At 56.0% G+C, this 15,808-nt stretch carries 17 protein-coding genes, 1 tRNA gene and 1 other RNA gene; 7 read left to right on the top strand and 12 right to left on the bottom strand.

Features of this window, described 5'->3' with window-relative positions:
* Positions 1–4 precede the first annotated feature (4 nt).
* The 3 genes from lfiM to rsmI all read right to left on the bottom strand — a co-directional run bounded on the left by lfiM (position 5) and on the right by rsmI (position 2,482).
* On the bottom strand, positions 5–877 hold the full coding sequence (gene lfiM, locus BN4575_RS12385) for a lateral flagellar motor switch protein LfiM (RefSeq protein WP_176716433.1): 873 nt from the start codon (positions 875–877) through the stop codon (positions 5–7).
* Between the two features lie 227 nt (positions 878–1,104).
* Positions 1,105–1,491: RNase P RNA component class A (gene rnpB, locus BN4575_RS12380), an RNA gene on the bottom strand.
* A gap of 157 nt (positions 1,492–1,648) precedes the next feature.
* Positions 1,649–2,482 (bottom strand): 16S rRNA (cytidine(1402)-2'-O)-methyltransferase, encoded by an 834-nt coding sequence (rsmI, locus tag BN4575_RS12375; protein WP_042019593.1) that lies wholly within the window; start codon positions 2,480–2,482, stop codon positions 1,649–1,651.
* Positions 2,483–2,681: 199 nt separating this feature from the next.
* On the opposite strand from rsmI, the gene BN4575_RS12370 reads away from it, so the two are divergent.
* Genes BN4575_RS12370 through dolP form a run of 4 tightly spaced genes read left to right on the top strand, consistent with a single transcriptional unit; the run spans position 2,682 to position 5,965 of the window.
* Complete coding sequence (locus BN4575_RS12370; RefSeq protein ID WP_068978375.1) at positions 2,682–4,469, top strand: penicillin-binding protein activator; 1,788 nt, start codon at positions 2,682–2,684, stop codon at positions 4,467–4,469.
* Positions 4,411–4,782 (top strand): YraN family protein, encoded by a 372-nt coding sequence (locus BN4575_RS12365; RefSeq protein ID WP_068978374.1) that lies wholly within the window; start codon positions 4,411–4,413, stop codon positions 4,780–4,782. The genes BN4575_RS12370 and BN4575_RS12365 overlap by 59 nt, the downstream gene beginning before the upstream one ends.
* Before the next feature lie 9 nt (positions 4,783–4,791).
* A complete protein-coding gene (locus tag BN4575_RS12360; RefSeq protein WP_042019598.1) occupies positions 4,792–5,382 on the top strand; it encodes a D-sedoheptulose-7-phosphate isomerase in 591 nt (196 codons plus the stop codon).
* 4 nt (positions 5,383–5,386) lie between these two features.
* Positions 5,387–5,965 carry a division/outer membrane stress-associated lipid-binding lipoprotein gene (dolP, locus tag BN4575_RS12355; protein ID WP_042019599.1) on the top strand — a complete coding sequence of 193 codons (579 nt, stop codon included), beginning with the start codon at positions 5,387–5,389 and terminating at the stop codon, positions 5,963–5,965.
* Between the two features lie 42 nt (positions 5,966–6,007).
* Here dolP and BN4575_RS12350 read toward each other — a convergent pair whose 3' ends face one another.
* The 8 genes from BN4575_RS12350 to zapE all read right to left on the bottom strand — a co-directional run bounded on the left by BN4575_RS12350 (position 6,008) and on the right by zapE (position 12,180).
* Positions 6,008–6,433 (bottom strand): ClpXP protease specificity-enhancing factor, encoded by a 426-nt coding sequence (locus BN4575_RS12350; protein WP_042019602.1) that lies wholly within the window; start codon positions 6,431–6,433, stop codon positions 6,008–6,010.
* The gene (gene sspA / locus BN4575_RS12345; protein WP_068978373.1) at positions 6,430–7,059 is read right to left on the bottom strand and encodes a stringent starvation protein SspA; all 630 of its coding nucleotides are present in this window, start codon (positions 7,057–7,059) and stop codon (positions 6,430–6,432) included. The genes BN4575_RS12350 and sspA overlap by 4 nt, the downstream gene beginning before the upstream one ends.
* Before the next feature lie 87 nt (positions 7,060–7,146).
* A complete protein-coding gene (locus BN4575_RS12340) occupies positions 7,147–7,881 on the bottom strand; it encodes a cytochrome c1 (RefSeq protein WP_042019606.1) in 735 nt (244 codons plus the stop codon).
* Positions 7,878–9,095 (bottom strand): cytochrome b, encoded by a 1,218-nt coding sequence (locus BN4575_RS12335; RefSeq protein ID WP_068978372.1) that lies wholly within the window; start codon positions 9,093–9,095, stop codon positions 7,878–7,880. Before BN4575_RS12335 ends, BN4575_RS12340 begins: the two co-directional genes overlap by 4 nt.
* A gap of 2 nt (positions 9,096–9,097) precedes the next feature.
* On the bottom strand, positions 9,098–9,688 hold the full coding sequence (gene petA / locus BN4575_RS12330; RefSeq protein WP_042019608.1) for a ubiquinol-cytochrome c reductase iron-sulfur subunit: 591 nt from the start codon (positions 9,686–9,688) through the stop codon (positions 9,098–9,100).
* A gap of 294 nt (positions 9,689–9,982) precedes the next feature.
* A complete protein-coding gene (gene rpsI / locus BN4575_RS12325; RefSeq protein ID WP_042019610.1) occupies positions 9,983–10,375 on the bottom strand; it encodes a 30S ribosomal protein S9 in 393 nt (130 codons plus the stop codon).
* A 15-nt stretch (positions 10,376–10,390) separates the two neighbouring features.
* Positions 10,391–10,819 carry a 50S ribosomal protein L13 gene (gene rplM / locus BN4575_RS12320; protein ID WP_042019612.1) on the bottom strand — a complete coding sequence of 143 codons (429 nt, stop codon included), beginning with the start codon at positions 10,817–10,819 and terminating at the stop codon, positions 10,391–10,393.
* 266 nt (positions 10,820–11,085) lie between these two features.
* Complete coding sequence (gene zapE / locus BN4575_RS12315; RefSeq protein WP_068978371.1) at positions 11,086–12,180, bottom strand: cell division protein ZapE; 1,095 nt, start codon at positions 12,178–12,180, stop codon at positions 11,086–11,088.
* Between the two features lie 140 nt (positions 12,181–12,320).
* On the opposite strand from zapE, the gene BN4575_RS12310 reads away from it, so the two are divergent.
* The 3 genes from BN4575_RS12310 to degS all read left to right on the top strand — a co-directional run bounded on the left by BN4575_RS12310 (position 12,321) and on the right by degS (position 15,387).
* Positions 12,321–12,701, top strand: coding sequence for a YhcB family protein (locus tag BN4575_RS12310; RefSeq protein WP_042019615.1), 381 nt, complete (start codon positions 12,321–12,323; stop codon positions 12,699–12,701).
* Positions 12,702–12,782: 81 nt separating this feature from the next.
* Positions 12,783–14,144, top strand: a complete 1,362-nt coding sequence (locus tag BN4575_RS12305; protein WP_068978370.1) for a Do family serine endopeptidase — start codon at positions 12,783–12,785, stop codon at positions 14,142–14,144.
* 109 nt (positions 14,145–14,253) lie between these two features.
* Positions 14,254–15,387, top strand: a complete 1,134-nt coding sequence (degS, locus tag BN4575_RS12300; protein ID WP_068978369.1) for an outer membrane-stress sensor serine endopeptidase DegS — start codon at positions 14,254–14,256, stop codon at positions 15,385–15,387.
* A 270-nt stretch (positions 15,388–15,657) separates the two neighbouring features.
* On the opposite strand, the gene BN4575_RS12295 is transcribed toward degS, so the two are convergent.
* Positions 15,658–15,743, bottom strand: a tRNA-Leu gene (locus BN4575_RS12295).
* Positions 15,744–15,808: the final 65 nt, after the last annotated feature.

Raw genomic sequence — 15,808 nt, 5'->3', positions numbered from 1 at the left:
CGATTTACTCCTCTACAACCGTCGCAACCTGATAGACCAGGCTGCCTTTGTGTTCTGCGATTCGTCCACTAAAGCAGGGACGGCTGCCAATCAATGCTGGCACCACTTCAGGCAAGTCCAGTGACAACACATCACCCACCTTGAGACACTCAAGATCCGCCAGCGTCATGGACAACTGTCCCATCACCACCCGCAGACGTACCGGGACATGAGTCAGAGCCTGTTCCAGCTGACCTTCCGGCAATGACTGACTGACCGGAGAAATGGACTCCTCAGGAGGAAGCAGCCACATCTGCCAGTGGTGCGTGCAATTACCTGCCTGCAGGGTTGCCTGCGTGGTCCAGAGCTGGCGGTGGGCGATAGAATCCCGCGGCACGACATGCACCTGCCACTTCAAATCACCCAACCCCAGACAAGCACACCAGATATCAACCTGATACTGGCAAAGCCGCAATAACAGCCGCTGTTCAGTATCGGTCAGTCCTTTGCCTGACTGAACGGGTTCCTCTTTTTGCTGCAAGGTGCCACCGAAAAAGAGGACCGCCAGGCGATAGATAACCAGAGGGGCGATCGAGAAATAGACGGCGCGCTGTGGTTCAAGCGGACTTCTCGCCTCTACCCAAATATGGGCGTCGGCAGTCTCTGCCGGACCGGAAAAGGCGAACTCGCCATAATTCAGTTCGCACTCCGCGCTGTTGAACAGCTGGGCCATACAACTCGCAGCCTGCAGGGAAAATGTGCTCAACTGGCCATTGACCTGTTTCAAGCGGGCGTGGTTAACCCGCTCTACACCCAACAGATCATAATGAGGCAGGGTTCTGCCCCGTTCTGCGCTAAGCAGCCGGGAAGGTGTGAGCATTGCGCTGCTTGATGACATTAATAATCCACCTTAACCATTTCATCTCGCCTTACTGCCACAGGGTCGCTCATCAGGCCAGCAGTGTGATAGATACAGACAGTCCAGCCGACCTATATCGACCAAAAAGGGTTAGAACTTTATTACAAATTCCAGAAAGCCGCCATGCGGTGCATCTCGACGTGAATAATAAAAATCCCGGTGCCGTTAGGCACCGGGATTTTAACGTGATGGTTCACGCGGAATGAGGTCGGAGTTGGCCTGTAAGCCGGGTTCTGTACCGGGTTGCCCCGGGTAGCAATCATTCCTCTAGGCCAGCAATCGCTCGCTGGCTCAAGCAACCTACCCGCCCCCAACGCGGGCCGCGCCAATAGGGGCCTATTTGGTCTTGCTTCGGGTGGAGTTTACCGTGCCACGAACTGTTGCCAGTCGCGCGGTGCGCTCTTACCGCACCCTTTCACCCTTACCTGATCCCTTGCGGGCCATCGGCGGTCTGCTCTCTGTTGCACTGGTCGTAGGCTCGCGCCCCCCAGGCGTTACCTGGCACCCTGCCCTGTGAAGCCCGGACTTTCCTCCCCTCCGCCCGTCTGTCCCGAGGGACACAACGACGAAGCAGCGATTGCCCAGCCAACTCCGAGGCGCGGATTATAGCCTTGCGATACGCACGGGGTAAACCGGCAATTCCCGTTTACAGCCATTTATCGCGCTTTGGCCCCCGTTTACAGGCTGAATGCTCGCCGGTTCGGGGGATTGCACAGGTCAGAAAACAGTCTGCTGGCCTATTTCATCGGCTCAATAGTGCTCAAGGCCGTATTTGTAGAGGGCATTCTTCTTCACACCGTGGATCTCTGCGGTCAGGGCGGCAGCTTTTTTCAGTGGCAATTCAGTGACCAGTAGCCCTAACGTGCGGATCGCCTCGGCAGGGAGGTCCTCTTCATGCTTATTGGCCCCAGCCACCACCAACACGATCTCGCCGCGACAACGGTTATCATCCTCACCAAGCCAGGTCAGCATTTCGGAGGCAGGCAGGCCGTGGATCGACTCAAAGGTTTTGGTCAGTTCGCGGCACACCACCACCTGACGCTCACCGAGAATGCGCGCAATCGCTTCAACGGTATCCTGCACCCGACGCGGCGATTCGTAGAACACCAGCGAGCGGGTATCTTCGATAACCGCTTGCAGACGATCGTCACGGCCTTTGCTCTTGGCGGGCAGGAAGCCTTCGAAGGCAAAACGATCGGTGGGCAGACCGGCCGCGCTCAAGGCGGTAATGGCAGCGCAAGGGCCGGGCAGCGGCACCACCTTGACCCCTGCCTCGCGACAGCGGGTGACCAGGTGGTAACCGGGATCGCTGATGAGCGGGGTGCCAGCATCGGAGACCAGCGCAACACTCTTGCCCTCTTTGATCCGGCCGATCAGCACATCGGCCTTCTGCTGCTCGTTGTGGTCGTGCAGAGCGAAGGTCGGCACCGAGATTTGGTAGTGGCTGAGCAGGATACCGGTATGTCGGGTATCTTCAGCGGCCACCAGATCAACACTGCGTAAAATGTTTAATGCACGCTGGGTGATATCCGCCAAATTGCCGATCGGAGTGGGGACTATATACAGGGTTGGGATGTCACTCATGGGATCTCCGAGTGTCCCGACAATTGTGTCGCCATATTGGCCCGTTTACACTATGGCTAACTTCAACACTGGTCGGGGAATGAACTTGAACCGGGTTACAAAACAGCTAAGTGTATCACGACTCTTCGGCATCATACTCGCGGCAGTACTGCTCGCCGCCTGTGCGTCGGAGCCCAATCAACCTTCAGGGCAGTCAGGCATGCCCTCTGCGTTCTCCAATCTGACCAAGAATGCCCAGTGGTATCTTGAGCAGGTGGACCCGGCCAAGCCGGCCGAAGCCTTTACCTGGCAGATGCTGGCGGCACGCAGTTATCTGGCGCTGGGCCAGGCCAAACCGGCCTCGGCACTGTTCCAGCAATTGCAAAAGCAGGCCAAGGACCCCGCCCAGAAGGCGCAGCTGCAACTGCTGCAAGCCCATCTGTTGCTGGCACAGGGCCACGCCAATCAGGCGCTGATCCTGCTGGAAGGCAAACCTGAGGTGGTGCTGGATGCCGATACCCAGAAGGATTGGTATCGCCAGCGCGTGGTGCTGCAGCTCGATATCAACAACAAGTTTGGTGCAGCCAAATCGTTGATTGCACTGGAGCCCTACCTCAATCAGAGCGAACAGGCGACCAACCATCAGCAGATCTGGTCGTTGCTGAAAAGTATGACCCCCTCCACCCTGCAAGCGCTGGAAGAGGCCCAGGCGCCTGACGTGACCACTGGCTGGCTGCGACTGGCGGCACTGGTCAATGAGTTTGGCGCCCAGCCAAACCTGCTGGCCCGTCAGCTGGCAGGCTGGAAGCGTGACTTCCCCAACCATCCGGCCCAGAAGGATATGCCAGCAGGATTGGGCGATCTGGCTACCACTGCCAGTACCTCGGTGCAGCAGATTGCCGTGCTGCTGCCGCTCTCCGGGAACCTGGAACCGCAAGGATCCGCCATTCGCAACGGCATGCTGATGTCTTACAAGGAGAATCAGGGGCAATTCACCCTGAACTTCTACGACACCCAGAGCAAGGCGATTGGCGATCTTTACAAGCAGGCGATCCAGGAAGGAGCAGACATGATTATCGGCCCGCTGCTCAAAGATCGGGTCGAGGCACTGCTCCAGGCCAATCCGACCGTGCCGGTACTGGCGCTCAACGAGCTGGACAAGCCAATCGTCAACGACACCACTTACTATTTCTCCCTCTCAGCCGCTGCCGATGCCGCGCAGGCCGCCCAGTACCTCTACGCGCAAGGCTACCGCAAGCCATTGCTGATTGCCGCCCAGGGGCGGATCGGCTATGGCAGCATCAAGGCTTTCGAGCAGAGCTGGGCGCCCCTGAGCCAGGATAAGCCGGTTGTTGCCACCTTTGGCGCCCGCAATGAAGTGCAGGGAATGGTCAAGAACGCCCTGAGCGGCCGCTCGACTGCCCGTGCTGGCGAGGTGGTGCAACTCTCTGATGCCGCACCGCGCAGCATAGATGCCGTTTATGTGGTGGCCAACAGCCTGGAAACCCGGATGATCAAGCCCTACGTGGATGTCTCGGTCAATCCGATGGGCAGCCTGCCCATCTACAGCAGCTCCCGTGGCTACGACAGCGCCGCCACCGAAGTCGCATCCGAGCTGAATGGCATGCGGATCGGGGACATGCCGCTGCTGCTTGGCGGTTATGAAACCCAGCGCGAACAGATTGCGCTACTGTGGCCACAGATCCAGGGTGACCTGCTGCGTCTGTTTGCCATGGGTTACGATGCCGTGAGTCTGGCAGAAAACCTGCAACAGATGCGCAAGGTCGGTGGCATGCAACAGGCTGGCATGAGCGGCCAACTGAGCGTGGACGCCCAGGGCAATATCGTGCGGATACTGAGCTGGGGCACTTACCAGAACGGCAAGCTGGTCGATGAGAACGCTGTTCAGCAACTGGAGGAGCAATCCAGTGAAGGAGCTATGGAAACGGATGCGCCAGCAATTGCAGAGCCTGTTCCCCTCAGCGACACCCAAGGGACAGCACTTTGAGCTAGTGGCTGAACGCTGGTTGCAAGCACGTGGCCTGCAACCGGTAGTTCGCAACTATCGCTGTCGTGGCGGTGAGATAGACCTCATCATGCACCAGGGCCAGACCCTGGTGTTTGTTGAGGTGCGCTACCGGGCCAACAGCAGCCATGGCGGAGCCGCCAGCTCGGTCACCCGCGCAAAGCAGCGCAAGATCGTGCTGGCAGCGCGCCACTATTTAAAGCAACATGCCATCAACGAGGCTCATCAGGCCTGCCGATTCGATGTGATCGCGTTCGAGGGTGACCAGCCAGACTGGATCCAGAACGCATTTTAAGAGGACCCTATGACTGACCGCATTAAAGAAAACTACACCGAAAGCATCCAGACCAAGATAGCTGCCGCCGAGGCGCTGCCGGATGCCATCCATACGGCAGCCCAGATGATCACCATCTGCCTGCTCAATGGCCACAAGGTGCTGGCATGCGGTAACGGTCCTTCTGCCGCACTGGCGCAACTGTTTATCTCGGAGTTGGTCAACTGCTACGAAACCCAGCGCCCTTCCCTGCCCGGCATGGCGCTGACCGCCGATATGGCCACCATCAGTGCCATCGCCACCGATCACGGTTTTGAAGAGGTCTATGCCAAGCAGATCCGCGCACTGGGCCAACCGGGCGATATTCTGGTAGTGATCACCACCTCCGGCCACAGCCGCAGCCTGATCAAGGCCGCAGAGGCCGCTCTCTCCCGCGACATGACCATAGTCGTGCTGAGCGGTGGTGACGGTGGCGAGATGGCAGGTCTGCTGGGGCCCAACGATGTGGAGATCCGCGTCCCTTCCGCCCGTCGGCCTCGCATTCTGGAAGTGAACCTGTTGACCCTGCACTGTCTCTGTGATCTCATCGACCAGACACTTTTCCCGCAACAGGAAGATTGAACCAATGAACAAGCAGATCCTCATCCTTGGCATCGTCGCTGGCTCGTTGCTGCTGCAAGGCTGCGCAGCTGTGGTAGTCGGCGGTGCCGCGGGGACCGCCAAGGTTTCCGGCGATCGTCGCACCATGAGTGCCCAGTGGGATGACCAGACCATAGAGTTGAAAGCCGCCAACCAGCTGGCCGACAACAAGCCAATGAGCGCCACTAGCAAGATCAGCGTCTACAGCAACAATGGCCGTGTCCTGCTGGTTGGCCAGACACCTTCTGACGTTTACAAGCTGGAGGCAGGCAAAATTGTCGGTCGTATCGAAGGGGTACGGCACGTCTACAACGAGCTGCGCCTCGGACAACCGGCCAGCCTGACCACCCGCAGTAATGACTCCTGGATCACCTCCAAGGTAAAAGCCGACATGTTCGGTACCAAGAATTTTGACAGCGCCAAGGTCAAAGTCGTTACTGAAAACAGTGAAGTATTCCTGATTGGGCTGGTGACCCGCCAGGAAGGGGAGCAAGCGGTAGAGATTGCCCGCCACGTTGATGGTGTGAAACGCGTCATCAAGGCATTCGAGTTCGCCCAGAACTGAGCCCAACCAGCATAAAAAAACGCAGCCCATCGGCTGCGTTTTTTATTTGATCACTGTCAGGGTCGGACGACCGCTTGGACGCGGCGGTTCGGGCTCTGGCTCCACCGGAGCCTCGGCCTGCTCCAGCCAAATATCATAACCAGGTTCGGGCGGGAACATAGTACCCACGCCGTTCTCCCGGGCATGAATGGCCAACACAGCCGCCATCGGGATATAAACCTGCTGGGATACTCCGCCAAAGCGGGCGCTGAAGCTGATGGCATCATTGTCCATGTGAAATTGCATCACGGCACGAGGCGCGATATTCAGCACAATCTGCCCATCCTGGGCAAACTGCATCGGTACCATCACATGGGGCAGGTTGACGTTGACCACCAGATGGGGGGTCAGGTCATTGTCCAGCAACCAGTCAAAGAACGCCCGCAATAGATAGGGGCGGCTCGGGGTCATTGTTGGCTCGCTACTCATACGCCAGAACGGATCTCGCGTTCAGCTTCGGTCAGGGATGCCTGGAAGGATTCACGTTCGAACAAACGAACCATGTAAGCCTTCAGCTCTTTGGCACCACGACCGGTGAGGTCAATACCCAGACTCGGCAAACGCCACAGCAGCGGCGCCATGTAGCAATCAACCAGACCGAACTCTTCGCTCATGAAATAAGGCATTTCGCCAAAGATCGGGGCGATGGCCAGCAGATTATCACGCAGTTCGTTGCGTGCAGCGTCTGCATCAGTTCCGGCCATGACCTTGTCAGCCAGGGAGTACCAGTCCAGCTCGATGCGATGCATCATCAGACGGCTGTTGCCACGGGCAACCGGATAAACCGGCATCAGGGGCGGATGCGGGAAGCGTTCGTCCAGATACTCCATGATGATGCGTGAGGTATAAAGAGCAAGCTCACGATCCACCAGGGTTGGTACAGTGTTGTACGGGTTCAGCTCGGCCAGCTCATCCGGCAGGTTGGCTGGGTCAACCTGGCAGATATCCACGCTAACACCCTTCTCCGCCAGGACAATACGCACCTGATGGCTGAACATATCGTTGGCACCGGAAAACAGCGTCATTACCGAACGCTTATTGGCAGCTACAGCCATTGAACCCTCCCGTCATTAAAAAGCAGAAACGGCAATGAAGCATCTTGGTCTTCATTGCCGTGCATTATATTACCCACTTCTGGTCGCTTAGTGAACGTCGCGCCAGAATTCCTTCTTCAACAGCACAGTGAAGATGAAGAAGATTACGATGAAGCCAAGTACCCAGAAGCCCATGCGTTCACGCTCCTGTTGTACCGGTTCAGCCGAGTAGACCAAGAAGTTTACCAGATCCAGCACCGTCTTATCATACTCTTCATCATTCATTTCGCCATTACCGTCAGATTTGATACTGACAACCTGCTGGGTTTCCACTCCGTCGACCGTGTGAGTGGCGAACTCGGCACGGGGGGTTCCCTGCAACGGCTCCAGCACATGGGGCATGCCCACGGACGGGAATACGGCGTTGTTCACGCCAAATGGGCGAGTCGGATCAACATAGAAGGATCGCAGATAGGTATAGATCCAGTCTGCCCCCCGCACTCGGGCAACCAGCGTCAGGTCGGGAGGCGGTGCACCGAACCACTTGGCAGCATCCTTCTCTGGCATGGAGATCTTCATTAATTCACCGATTTTGGCGCCGGTGAAAACAAGATTTTCCCTCATCAACTCTTCAGGAATACCCAGATCCTCTGCAACCCGGTTGTAGCGCTGATACTGCGTCGAGTGGCAACCAGCGCAGTAGTTCATGAAGGTTGTCACACCACGCTGCAAGGAGGCCTTATCACTCAAGTCGTACTCAGCCTTGTCCAGATGCACTGCCCCTGTATTGGCAAACACCAGCGACGGCAGCAGGGTCAGCACTGCAAATATGATTCTTTTCATTTGAATGTAACCCTCTCCGGCAGCGGCTTGGTGCTTTCGTTCTTGCTATAGAAGAACAGCAGGACAAAGAACCCGAAATAACCCAAGGTGCAAATTTGGGCAATCAGCGTCAGCATCGGCGTCGACGGCAACACCCCGAGGATCCCCAGAATCACGAAGCAAACCACAAACTGGGCGATGTTCAGCTTGTGCAGCTTGCTGCGATAACGCACCGAACGCACCTTGCAGCGATCCAGCCAAGGCAGCAAAAACAGCACCACAATGGAAAGTCCCATCATAACGACACCCAGCAATTTGTCCGGTACCGCCCGCAAAATGGCGTAGAACGGCGTGAAGTACCACACTGGTGCAATGTGTGCTGGAGTCTTCAGCCCATTGGCCACTTCAAAGTTAGGCTTCTCGAGGAAGTAGCCCCACATATCCGGCTTGAAGAAGATAACGGCGCAGAACAAGAACAGGAAACCTGCCACGCCAATCATGTCCTTCACCGTGAAGTAAGGGTGGAATGCCACCGCATCCAACGGCCAGCCTTTTTCATCCTTATGCTTCTTGATGTCGATGCCATCCGGGTTGTTGGAACCCACCTCATGCAGCGCCAGAATATGCATGGCAACCAGCATCACCAACACCAGCGGCAACGCGATGACGTGCAGCGCAAAGAAGCGGTTCAGGGTCGCACCAGAAATGACATAGTCACCACGGATCCACAGGGTCAGATCGTCACCAATGACCGGAATGGCACCAAACAACGAGATGATGACCTGGGCACCCCAGAAGGACATTTGTCCCCAAGGCAGCAGATAGCCCATGAAGGCTTCCGCCATCAGCACCAGAAAGATCAGCATGCCGAAGATCCACAGCAGTTCACGGGGCTTCTGATATGAGCCATAAATCATGCCGCGAAACATGTGCATGTAAACCACAACAAAGAAGGCAGAAGCACCGGTGGAGTGCATATACCGCAACAGCCAACCGTACTCCACATCCCGCATGATGTACTCAACCGAAGCAAATGCGCCTTCGGCGGAGGGGTTGTAGTTCATGGTCAGCCAGATGCCGGTGATGATCTGGTTGACCAGCACCAACATCGCCAGAGAGCCAAAAAAGTACCAGAAGTTCAGGTTTTTCGGTGCCGGGTACTTGGCCATGTGGTCGTTGTACATGGCAGTGAGCGGGAAGCGGTAGTCGATCCAGCCCATCAGTTTACTCAACATGGTCAGGCCTCCTTGCCATCGGCACCGACCAGAATGGTGGTGTCGCTAAGATATTGGTACGGTGGAATGACCAGGTTCAATGGTGCAGGCACCCCCTGGAACACACGACCAGCCATGTCGAATTTGGAGCCGTGGCACGGGCAGAAAAAGCCGGATGTGACTCCCTGTACCTGCTCGCCAAAGTTATCCGGCAAATACGAGGGTGAACACCCCAGATGGGTGCAAATACCCACAGCGACAAAAATCTCGGGCTTGATGGATCGGTAGCCGTTATGGGCATAGTCAGGCTGCTGTGGCTCTTCAGATGAGGGATCCCGCAGCTTGTCATCATGCGCAGCCAAGGCATCCAGCGTCTGTTTGGTGCGTTTCACCACCCAGACAGGTTTGCCTCGCCACTCGACACGGATGAGCTGACCCGGTTCCAACTTGCTGATATCGACTTCAACCGGCGCACCGGCTGCTTTGGCCTTGGCACTCGGATTCCATGATTTAATAAACGGCACTGCGGTAAACGCAGCTCCCACCCCGCCAACGGCAACCGTTGACCAGGTAAGAAATCTGCGGCGACCGGTATCAACTGGCGCATTGCTCATCCAAAAACTCTCCCATGTGGACTCCGCACATTCTTATAGTGTCCCTGTTCCCCATTTTTCCTGTGACAACAGCGGCGGAAGCTGGATTTACAATCGCCACAGAAAACAGGGTAAATTTTAAAGAAAATATAACAAGTTGACAAGAAAGAGAGGTGAGCAATGAAAACAATAAAGAAACAAATTTTTGTCTTTTGTGACGCGTGGTTAGCATTGATGTCGGTAATTTTACCAATAAAAAAGCCTGGCAATTGCCAGGCTTTTTTGACACTCGAAAGAGCGAGTACCAGCAGCGAATTAACGCTTGGAGTACTGCGGACGCTTACGAGCTTTGTGCAGACCAACTTTCTTACGCTCAACCTTACGGGCATCACGAGTAACAAAGCCAGCTTTACGCAGTTCGGCACGCAGGGTTTCGTCGTACTGCATCAGAGCACGAGTAATACCGTGGCGGATCGCACCAGCTTGACCAGAGATGCCACCACCGTTAACGGTGATGTACAGATCCAGTTTCTCGGTCATCTCAACCAGTTCCAGCGGCTGACGAACTACCATGCGGGCAGTCGGACGGCCAAAGTATTGCTCCAGGGAGCGCTGGTTGATGATGATTTTACCGCTACCCGCTTTGATAAATACGCGAGCAGTGGAGCTTTTGCGACGGCCGGTACCGTAGTATTGATTTTCTGCCATGTTGCCAGTTCCCGATTAGATATCCAGTACTTGAGGTTGCTGAGCAGCATGAGCATGCTCGGCGCCTGCGTAAACTTTCAGTTTACGGAACATGGCACGGCCCAGAGGACCCTTCGGCAGCATACCTTTGATAGCAGCTTCGATTACCATTTCCGGCTTACGCTTGATCAGCTTGTCGAAGCTGATTGACTTGATACCACCCGGGAAACCGGAGTGAGAATGGTAGATTTTATCGGTAAATTTCTTACCGGTTACATGTACCTTCTCAGCGTTTACAACGATGATGTAATCACCGGTGTCAACGTGCGGAGTATATTCAGCTTTGTGCTTACCACGCAGACGAGAAGCGATCTCGGTTGCGATACGACCCAGAGTTTTACCCTCTGCGTCCACAATGTACCAGTCACGTTTTACGGTTTCTGGCTTGGCAACGAAAGTTTTCATTAAGTTAAACCCAATTACCTGTTACAGACCCAATTGCTTATGGGGGCTCTCCCACAAACAACAAACGATGGCCTACCTGTACCCCTTCGAATACAAGTAAAGCTTAAAGTGTCGCTGTCTTATCGACAGCTGTAACGTGGGCCGGGCGATTATAAGTGAAGTTGCCTTAAATATCACCTGCTAATTTCACTGCCATGACACTAGCAAATCTCGCCCAGCCCTACCTGCCGCAGATGCCCATCCGACTGGCAGGCGCGGTATTGTGACTAAGGAAGGTGCTCTCTGGCAAGGTATTCGTGCGATTGCATTTCCTGAAGCCGCGAAAGACAGCGTTTGAATTCGAAATTCAGTAGCCCTTCACCATAGAGTTCTGTCATGGGAACCGCAGCCGATATGATGAGTTTAACGTGCCGTTCGTAGAACTCGTCGACCATAGCAATAAAGCGGCGGGCCGCGTCATCCGTGCCATTTCCCATTGGCTGCACATTGGCCAGCAGGACGGTATGAAACAGTCTGGCCAATTCGATATAGTCGTTCTGGGAACGGGGAGTACAACAAAGTTGCTCGAACTCCATGTAGATCACCCCTTCACCGATCCCCAGTGACGTCAACTGACGATGATTGATCTCAACGCCCCCCTCGCGGGCTTCGTTTCCACCGGTTAATTGCTGAAAATAGTGATCAAGATTGCTTTTCGCCCGCACATCCAACGGACAGTGGTAAATCTCGGCCTGCTCCAGCGTGCGCAAGCGATAATCGACGCCACCATCCACGTTAAGTATCTCGCAATGGCGCTCGATAAGCGCGATAGCCGGCAGAAAACGGGCTCGCTGCAGCCCGTTGCGATAGAGATCCTGCGGCGGAATATTTGACGTAGCAACCAGCACCACACCGTGGCCAAACAGCTCCTGAAAAAGGGTGCCAAGCAACATGGCATCGGTGATATCGGAGACAAAAAATTCGTCGAAACAGATGATGTCTGTCTCGCTGGCAAGCTTGCTGGCGACCAGTTTGAGTGGATCAGGTTGGCCGCTCAACCCTTGAAGTTCATCATGGATCCGGTGCATGAAACGGTGGAAATGGCTGCGCATCTTGCGCGTCCCCGGCAAACTGTCGAAAAAAGTATCCATCAGCCAGGTCTTGCCTCTACCCACTCCACCCCACATATAGATACCAAGGACAGGCTCCGGTGGCGTGGGCTTTTGCAACCAGCCAAACAGCCCGCGGGATCTGGTCGGAGTCGGGCTCCGCTGCAAATCCTGATACAGTCGCTCCAGCCTGCTGATCGCCATCCCCTGCGCGGGGTCGGCCACAAGGCCGAGGCGCAGCAGATCCTGCTGGTATTTTTCCTGCGGTGTCATCCCTGAACGCCTCTCCAAGTCCCTGAATAGAGGACAAAATGGTATCACGGCCTCAGGACGCACGGTATAGTGCCATCAAGGCATGGCGGTTTTGCCAACCGCATAAACCCATACTGTTTTAGCTGTAAAAAGGAGCATCTATGAGTCTGTTAACTGGGATCCTGCTGGCTGTCGCAGCCTTGATTATCGGTATCATCCTCGGTCGTTTTTCGGTACGTAGCCGTGATGCCGGTCGCCTGGAACAGGAGCTGAAAAAGGCCCACAAGGAGCTCGAAAGTTACCAGGGCCAAATCAACACCCACTTCGCCGATAGCGCTGCGCTGATGGAGCAACTTGCCGAGCAATATCAGAGCCTCTATCGCCACATGGCAGAGCAGAGCAAATTCCTGGCCAAAGCACAGGAACCGCTATTTCGTGAGTCACTGGTAGAAGAAACTCCAGCAAAAGTGGTCGACGAGCCGAGTATTCCGCCTCGTGACTATGCGGGCGCCTCTTCCGGGCTGCTCAAACAACCAAACTAGTTCCTCGAGGAACTAATCGACTACTCCCGTGGTCTGACCTTGACGATTGCAACGCAACTTTTTCTGGGAGCTGTTTTTCATATGCGTAAACCTCTTTCCTTGCTCAGTGTGCTAGCCCTCAGTGTCGGTATCGCCATGTCTGCGGCTCCTGCACAGGCTGCTCTGCCTTCCCTGTTAGGTTCAAATCAGGAGATGCCAAGCCTGGCGCCGGTTCTCGAACAGGTCACTCCGGCGGTGGTCAATATCTCGGTCTCTGGCAAAAAAATTACCCGCCAACGCCTGCCAGAACAGTTCAAATTCTTCTTCGGCCCCAACATGCCCGATGAGCAGGTGAGCGAGCAGCCGTTCCAGGCGCTGGGCTCAGGTGTCATCGTCGATGCCAAGAAAGGTTATGTGATCACTAACGCCCACGTGGTTCACGAGGCGGACGAGATCAAGGTAAACCTCAAGGATGGTCGTGAATATGCGGCCAAGAAGATCGGCGAAGACAAGCAGTCAGATATCGCCCTGCTGCAAATCAAGGCCGAGGATCTGGTGCAGATCAAGTTTGCCGACTCAGACGAACTGCGGGTCGGTGACTATGCCCTGGCGATCGGCAATCCCTTTGGTCTGGGTCAGACCGTGACCTCGGGGATCGTCAGCGCACTGGGCCGTAGCGGCCTCAACATCGAAAATCTGGAGAACTTCATCCAGACCGATGCGGCCATCAACTCCGGCAACTCGGGCGGAGCCCTGCTCAGCCTGCGTGGCGAGCTGATCGGCATCAACACCGCGATCCTGGGTCCGAATGGTGGCAACATCGGTATCGGCTTTGCCATCCCGTCCAATATGGTGCGGGATCTCACCGAGCAGATCGTCAAGTTCGGCGAAGTACGACGTGGCCAGCTGGGCATTACCGGCACCGAGTTGACCTCCGACATCGCCAAGACCTTCGGTTACAACAAGAAGGATGGCGCCTTCGTTAATCAGGTCATGCCCGGATCATCGGCAGATAAAGCCGGGATCAAGGCGGGTGACATCATCATCAGCATCGATGGTAAAGCGGTTCGCTCCTTCGGGGAGTTGCGTGCCAAAATCGCCACCATGGGCGCTGGCAAGCAAGTTGAGCTGGGCCTGATCCGCGACGGCAAGCCACAAAGTGTCAAGGTGACCCTGAAACAGGCCGATGACACTGAAGTGCGTGCCAGCGCGCTCCACCCCGCGCTGGAAGGGGCCAAGCTCAGCACCACCACTGACCCGGTCTCCGGCGTTGCGGTGACAGACATTGATCCCCGCTCACCTGCCGCCGCCTCCGGCTTGCAGAAAGGCGATATCATCATCGGAGTGAACCGCTTGCGCATCAACGCTCTGGGCGATCTGACCAAGGCGCTGAAGAACAAGCCCGACGTGCTGGCGCTGAACATCCAGCGTGGCGACTCCTCGCTCTATCTGGTGATCCGCTAGCGCGCTGGTTGTTCGCCAACCCCTCCATCACCCGCGGCCTTCGCCGCGGGTGATTTTTATCCATTGATAGTGTTATTCTCTGCCCGCTGCCTGTCCGGATGAGAATCAAATGAAAATCCCCCCTTTAGTCAGTTACTTGGGCAAGTCTGTCGGTTTTGGTTTGACCGTCGCTGCGCTGCTGTTGCTGCTGTTTCCCCATTTTCGCGGTGGTGCCCAACTGCCCGGCATCATCACCAATGCCCGTGAATTAAGCTTCTCTTACGCCGCCCATCGGGCAGGTCCAGCCGTCGTTAACATCTATACTCGCAGCTTTGCCCCCAATCAGGGCAATCAGGGAGAGCTGCGCCCACAGGGGCTGGGGTCCGGTGTCATCATGAACCAGCGCGGCTATGTGCTGACCAACTACCACGTCATTGCCGATGCCGATCAGGTCATAGTGGCACTGCAAGATGGCCGGGTGTTCAGTGCCGAACTGGTCGGCACCGATCAGCTCACCGATCTCGCAGTGCTCTATATCGAATCAGATGACCTGCCGGTGATCCCGCAAGACCCGGAACGGCTGCCAGAAGTGGGGGATGTGGTGCTTGCCATCGGTAATCCCTATAACGTCGGCCAAACCATTACCCAGGGCATCATCAGCGCCACCGGCCGTACCGGCCTCTCCAGCATGGGCCCAGACAGCAATGGCCGTCAGGACCTGCTGCAGACCGATGCGGCCATCAACGAGGGGAACTCGGGTGGCGCCTTGGTCAACGGCCGTGGCGATCTGGTCGGCATCAACACCGCCACCTATCACCTCAACGGTAATCAGGAGAGCTACGGCATCAGCTTCGCCATCCCCTACCGGCTGGCGAAACGGATCATGGATGAACTGATCGCCAACGGCCGGGTGATCCGCGGTTATCTCGGGGTCTCCAGCGTCGAGATCAATCCAATCGTCGCGCGGATGATGAACCTCGGCGACCTGCGCGGTCTGGTGGTTGAGAGTCTGGATCCCAACGGCCCGGCGGCCAAAGGTGGTCTGCAGCGAGGAGATGTGCTGCTCAAGATCGATGGAGAAGCCATCAACGGCGTGCGCAGTGCCATGGACAAGATTGTCGAAAGCCGCCCTGGCACCAAACTGACTATCTCGGTATTCCGATCCGGCAAGCCACTGGAAGTGGTGGTCACCATAGAAGAAGACCTGCGCTATCAGCAAAAGCTACAAAATAAAACAGCCCCGAGTGGGGCGACCGCCAGCTGATATTACCGCTCCACTCACCCTCACCATGGCGGGCTACCGCCCTTGGTCCTTTTGCCTCTCCCTCATCCCGTGCAACACCGCGCATCAATCATTACCCGGCAGCACCACTGCAGGGACTGGAATTTGAACAAAAGGGAGATGTAAGCCAGCGTCAGGTGAATACCATCTCCATACACCCATGCCAACCTGCTCATCGAGAAACCTGCCGCTACAGGAGCACAGAAAAACAAAAGGCCATCCGCTAGGATGGCCTTTTGTCATTGAATTTGATGGTGCCCGGGGTCGGACTCGAACCGACACGATTATTCATCGGCGGATTTTGAATCCGCTGCGTCTACCGATTTCGCCACCCGGGCAACTGCGAGGGATTATACAAATGGAGCGATGCCATGCAAGGGGTTTTTCTATTGAATACGCTCGT

It is taken from the genome of Aeromonas sp. EERV15 (assembly GCF_900079845.1).
GTDB lineage: Bacteria > Pseudomonadota > Gammaproteobacteria > Enterobacterales > Aeromonadaceae > Aeromonas > Aeromonas sobria.
This window is presented reverse-complemented; position numbering and strand designations above follow the sequence as displayed.

What these genes read in the sequence shown, in the direction of transcription:
- degS (WP_068978369.1), top strand. Translation starts at nt 14,254, where the DNA reads ATGAAAATCCCCCCTTTAGTCAGTTACTTGGGCAAGTCTGTCGGTTTT.
- lfiM (WP_176716433.1), bottom strand. Translation starts at nt 877, where the DNA reads ATGTCATCAAGCAGCGCAATGCTCACACCTTCCCGGCTGCTTAGCGCA.
- sspA (WP_068978373.1), bottom strand. Translation starts at nt 7,059, where the DNA reads ATGGCTGTAGCTGCCAATAAGCGTTCGGTAATGACGCTGTTTTCCGGT.
- BN4575_RS12340 (WP_042019606.1), bottom strand. Translation starts at nt 7,881, where the DNA reads ATGAAAAGAATCATATTTGCAGTGCTGACCCTGCTGCCGTCGCTGGTG.
- petA (WP_042019608.1), bottom strand. Translation starts at nt 9,688, where the DNA reads ATGAGCAATGCGCCAGTTGATACCGGTCGCCGCAGATTTCTTACCTGG.
- BN4575_RS12310 (WP_042019615.1), top strand. Translation starts at nt 12,321, where the DNA reads ATGAGTCTGTTAACTGGGATCCTGCTGGCTGTCGCAGCCTTGATTATC.
- BN4575_RS12370 (WP_068978375.1), top strand. Translation starts at nt 2,682, where the DNA reads ATGCCCTCTGCGTTCTCCAATCTGACCAAGAATGCCCAGTGGTATCTT.
- zapE (WP_068978371.1), bottom strand. Translation starts at nt 12,180, where the DNA reads ATGACACCGCAGGAAAAATACCAGCAGGATCTGCTGCGCCTCGGCCTT.
- rplM (WP_042019612.1), bottom strand. Translation starts at nt 10,819, where the DNA reads ATGAAAACTTTCGTTGCCAAGCCAGAAACCGTAAAACGTGACTGGTAC.
- rpsI (WP_042019610.1), bottom strand. Translation starts at nt 10,375, where the DNA reads ATGGCAGAAAATCAATACTACGGTACCGGCCGTCGCAAAAGCTCCACT.
- BN4575_RS12335 (WP_068978372.1), bottom strand. Translation starts at nt 9,095, where the DNA reads ATGTTGAGTAAACTGATGGGCTGGATCGACTACCGCTTCCCGCTCACT.
- BN4575_RS12305 (WP_068978370.1), top strand. Translation starts at nt 12,783, where the DNA reads ATGCGTAAACCTCTTTCCTTGCTCAGTGTGCTAGCCCTCAGTGTCGGT.
- rsmI (WP_042019593.1), bottom strand. Translation starts at nt 2,482, where the DNA reads ATGAGTGACATCCCAACCCTGTATATAGTCCCCACTCCGATCGGCAAT.
- BN4575_RS12350 (WP_042019602.1), bottom strand. Translation starts at nt 6,433, where the DNA reads ATGAGTAGCGAGCCAACAATGACCCCGAGCCGCCCCTATCTATTGCGG.
- dolP (WP_042019599.1), top strand. Translation starts at nt 5,387, where the DNA reads ATGAACAAGCAGATCCTCATCCTTGGCATCGTCGCTGGCTCGTTGCTG.
- BN4575_RS12365 (WP_068978374.1), top strand. Translation starts at nt 4,411, where the DNA reads ATGCGCCAGCAATTGCAGAGCCTGTTCCCCTCAGCGACACCCAAGGGA.
- BN4575_RS12360 (WP_042019598.1), top strand. Translation starts at nt 4,792, where the DNA reads ATGACTGACCGCATTAAAGAAAACTACACCGAAAGCATCCAGACCAAG.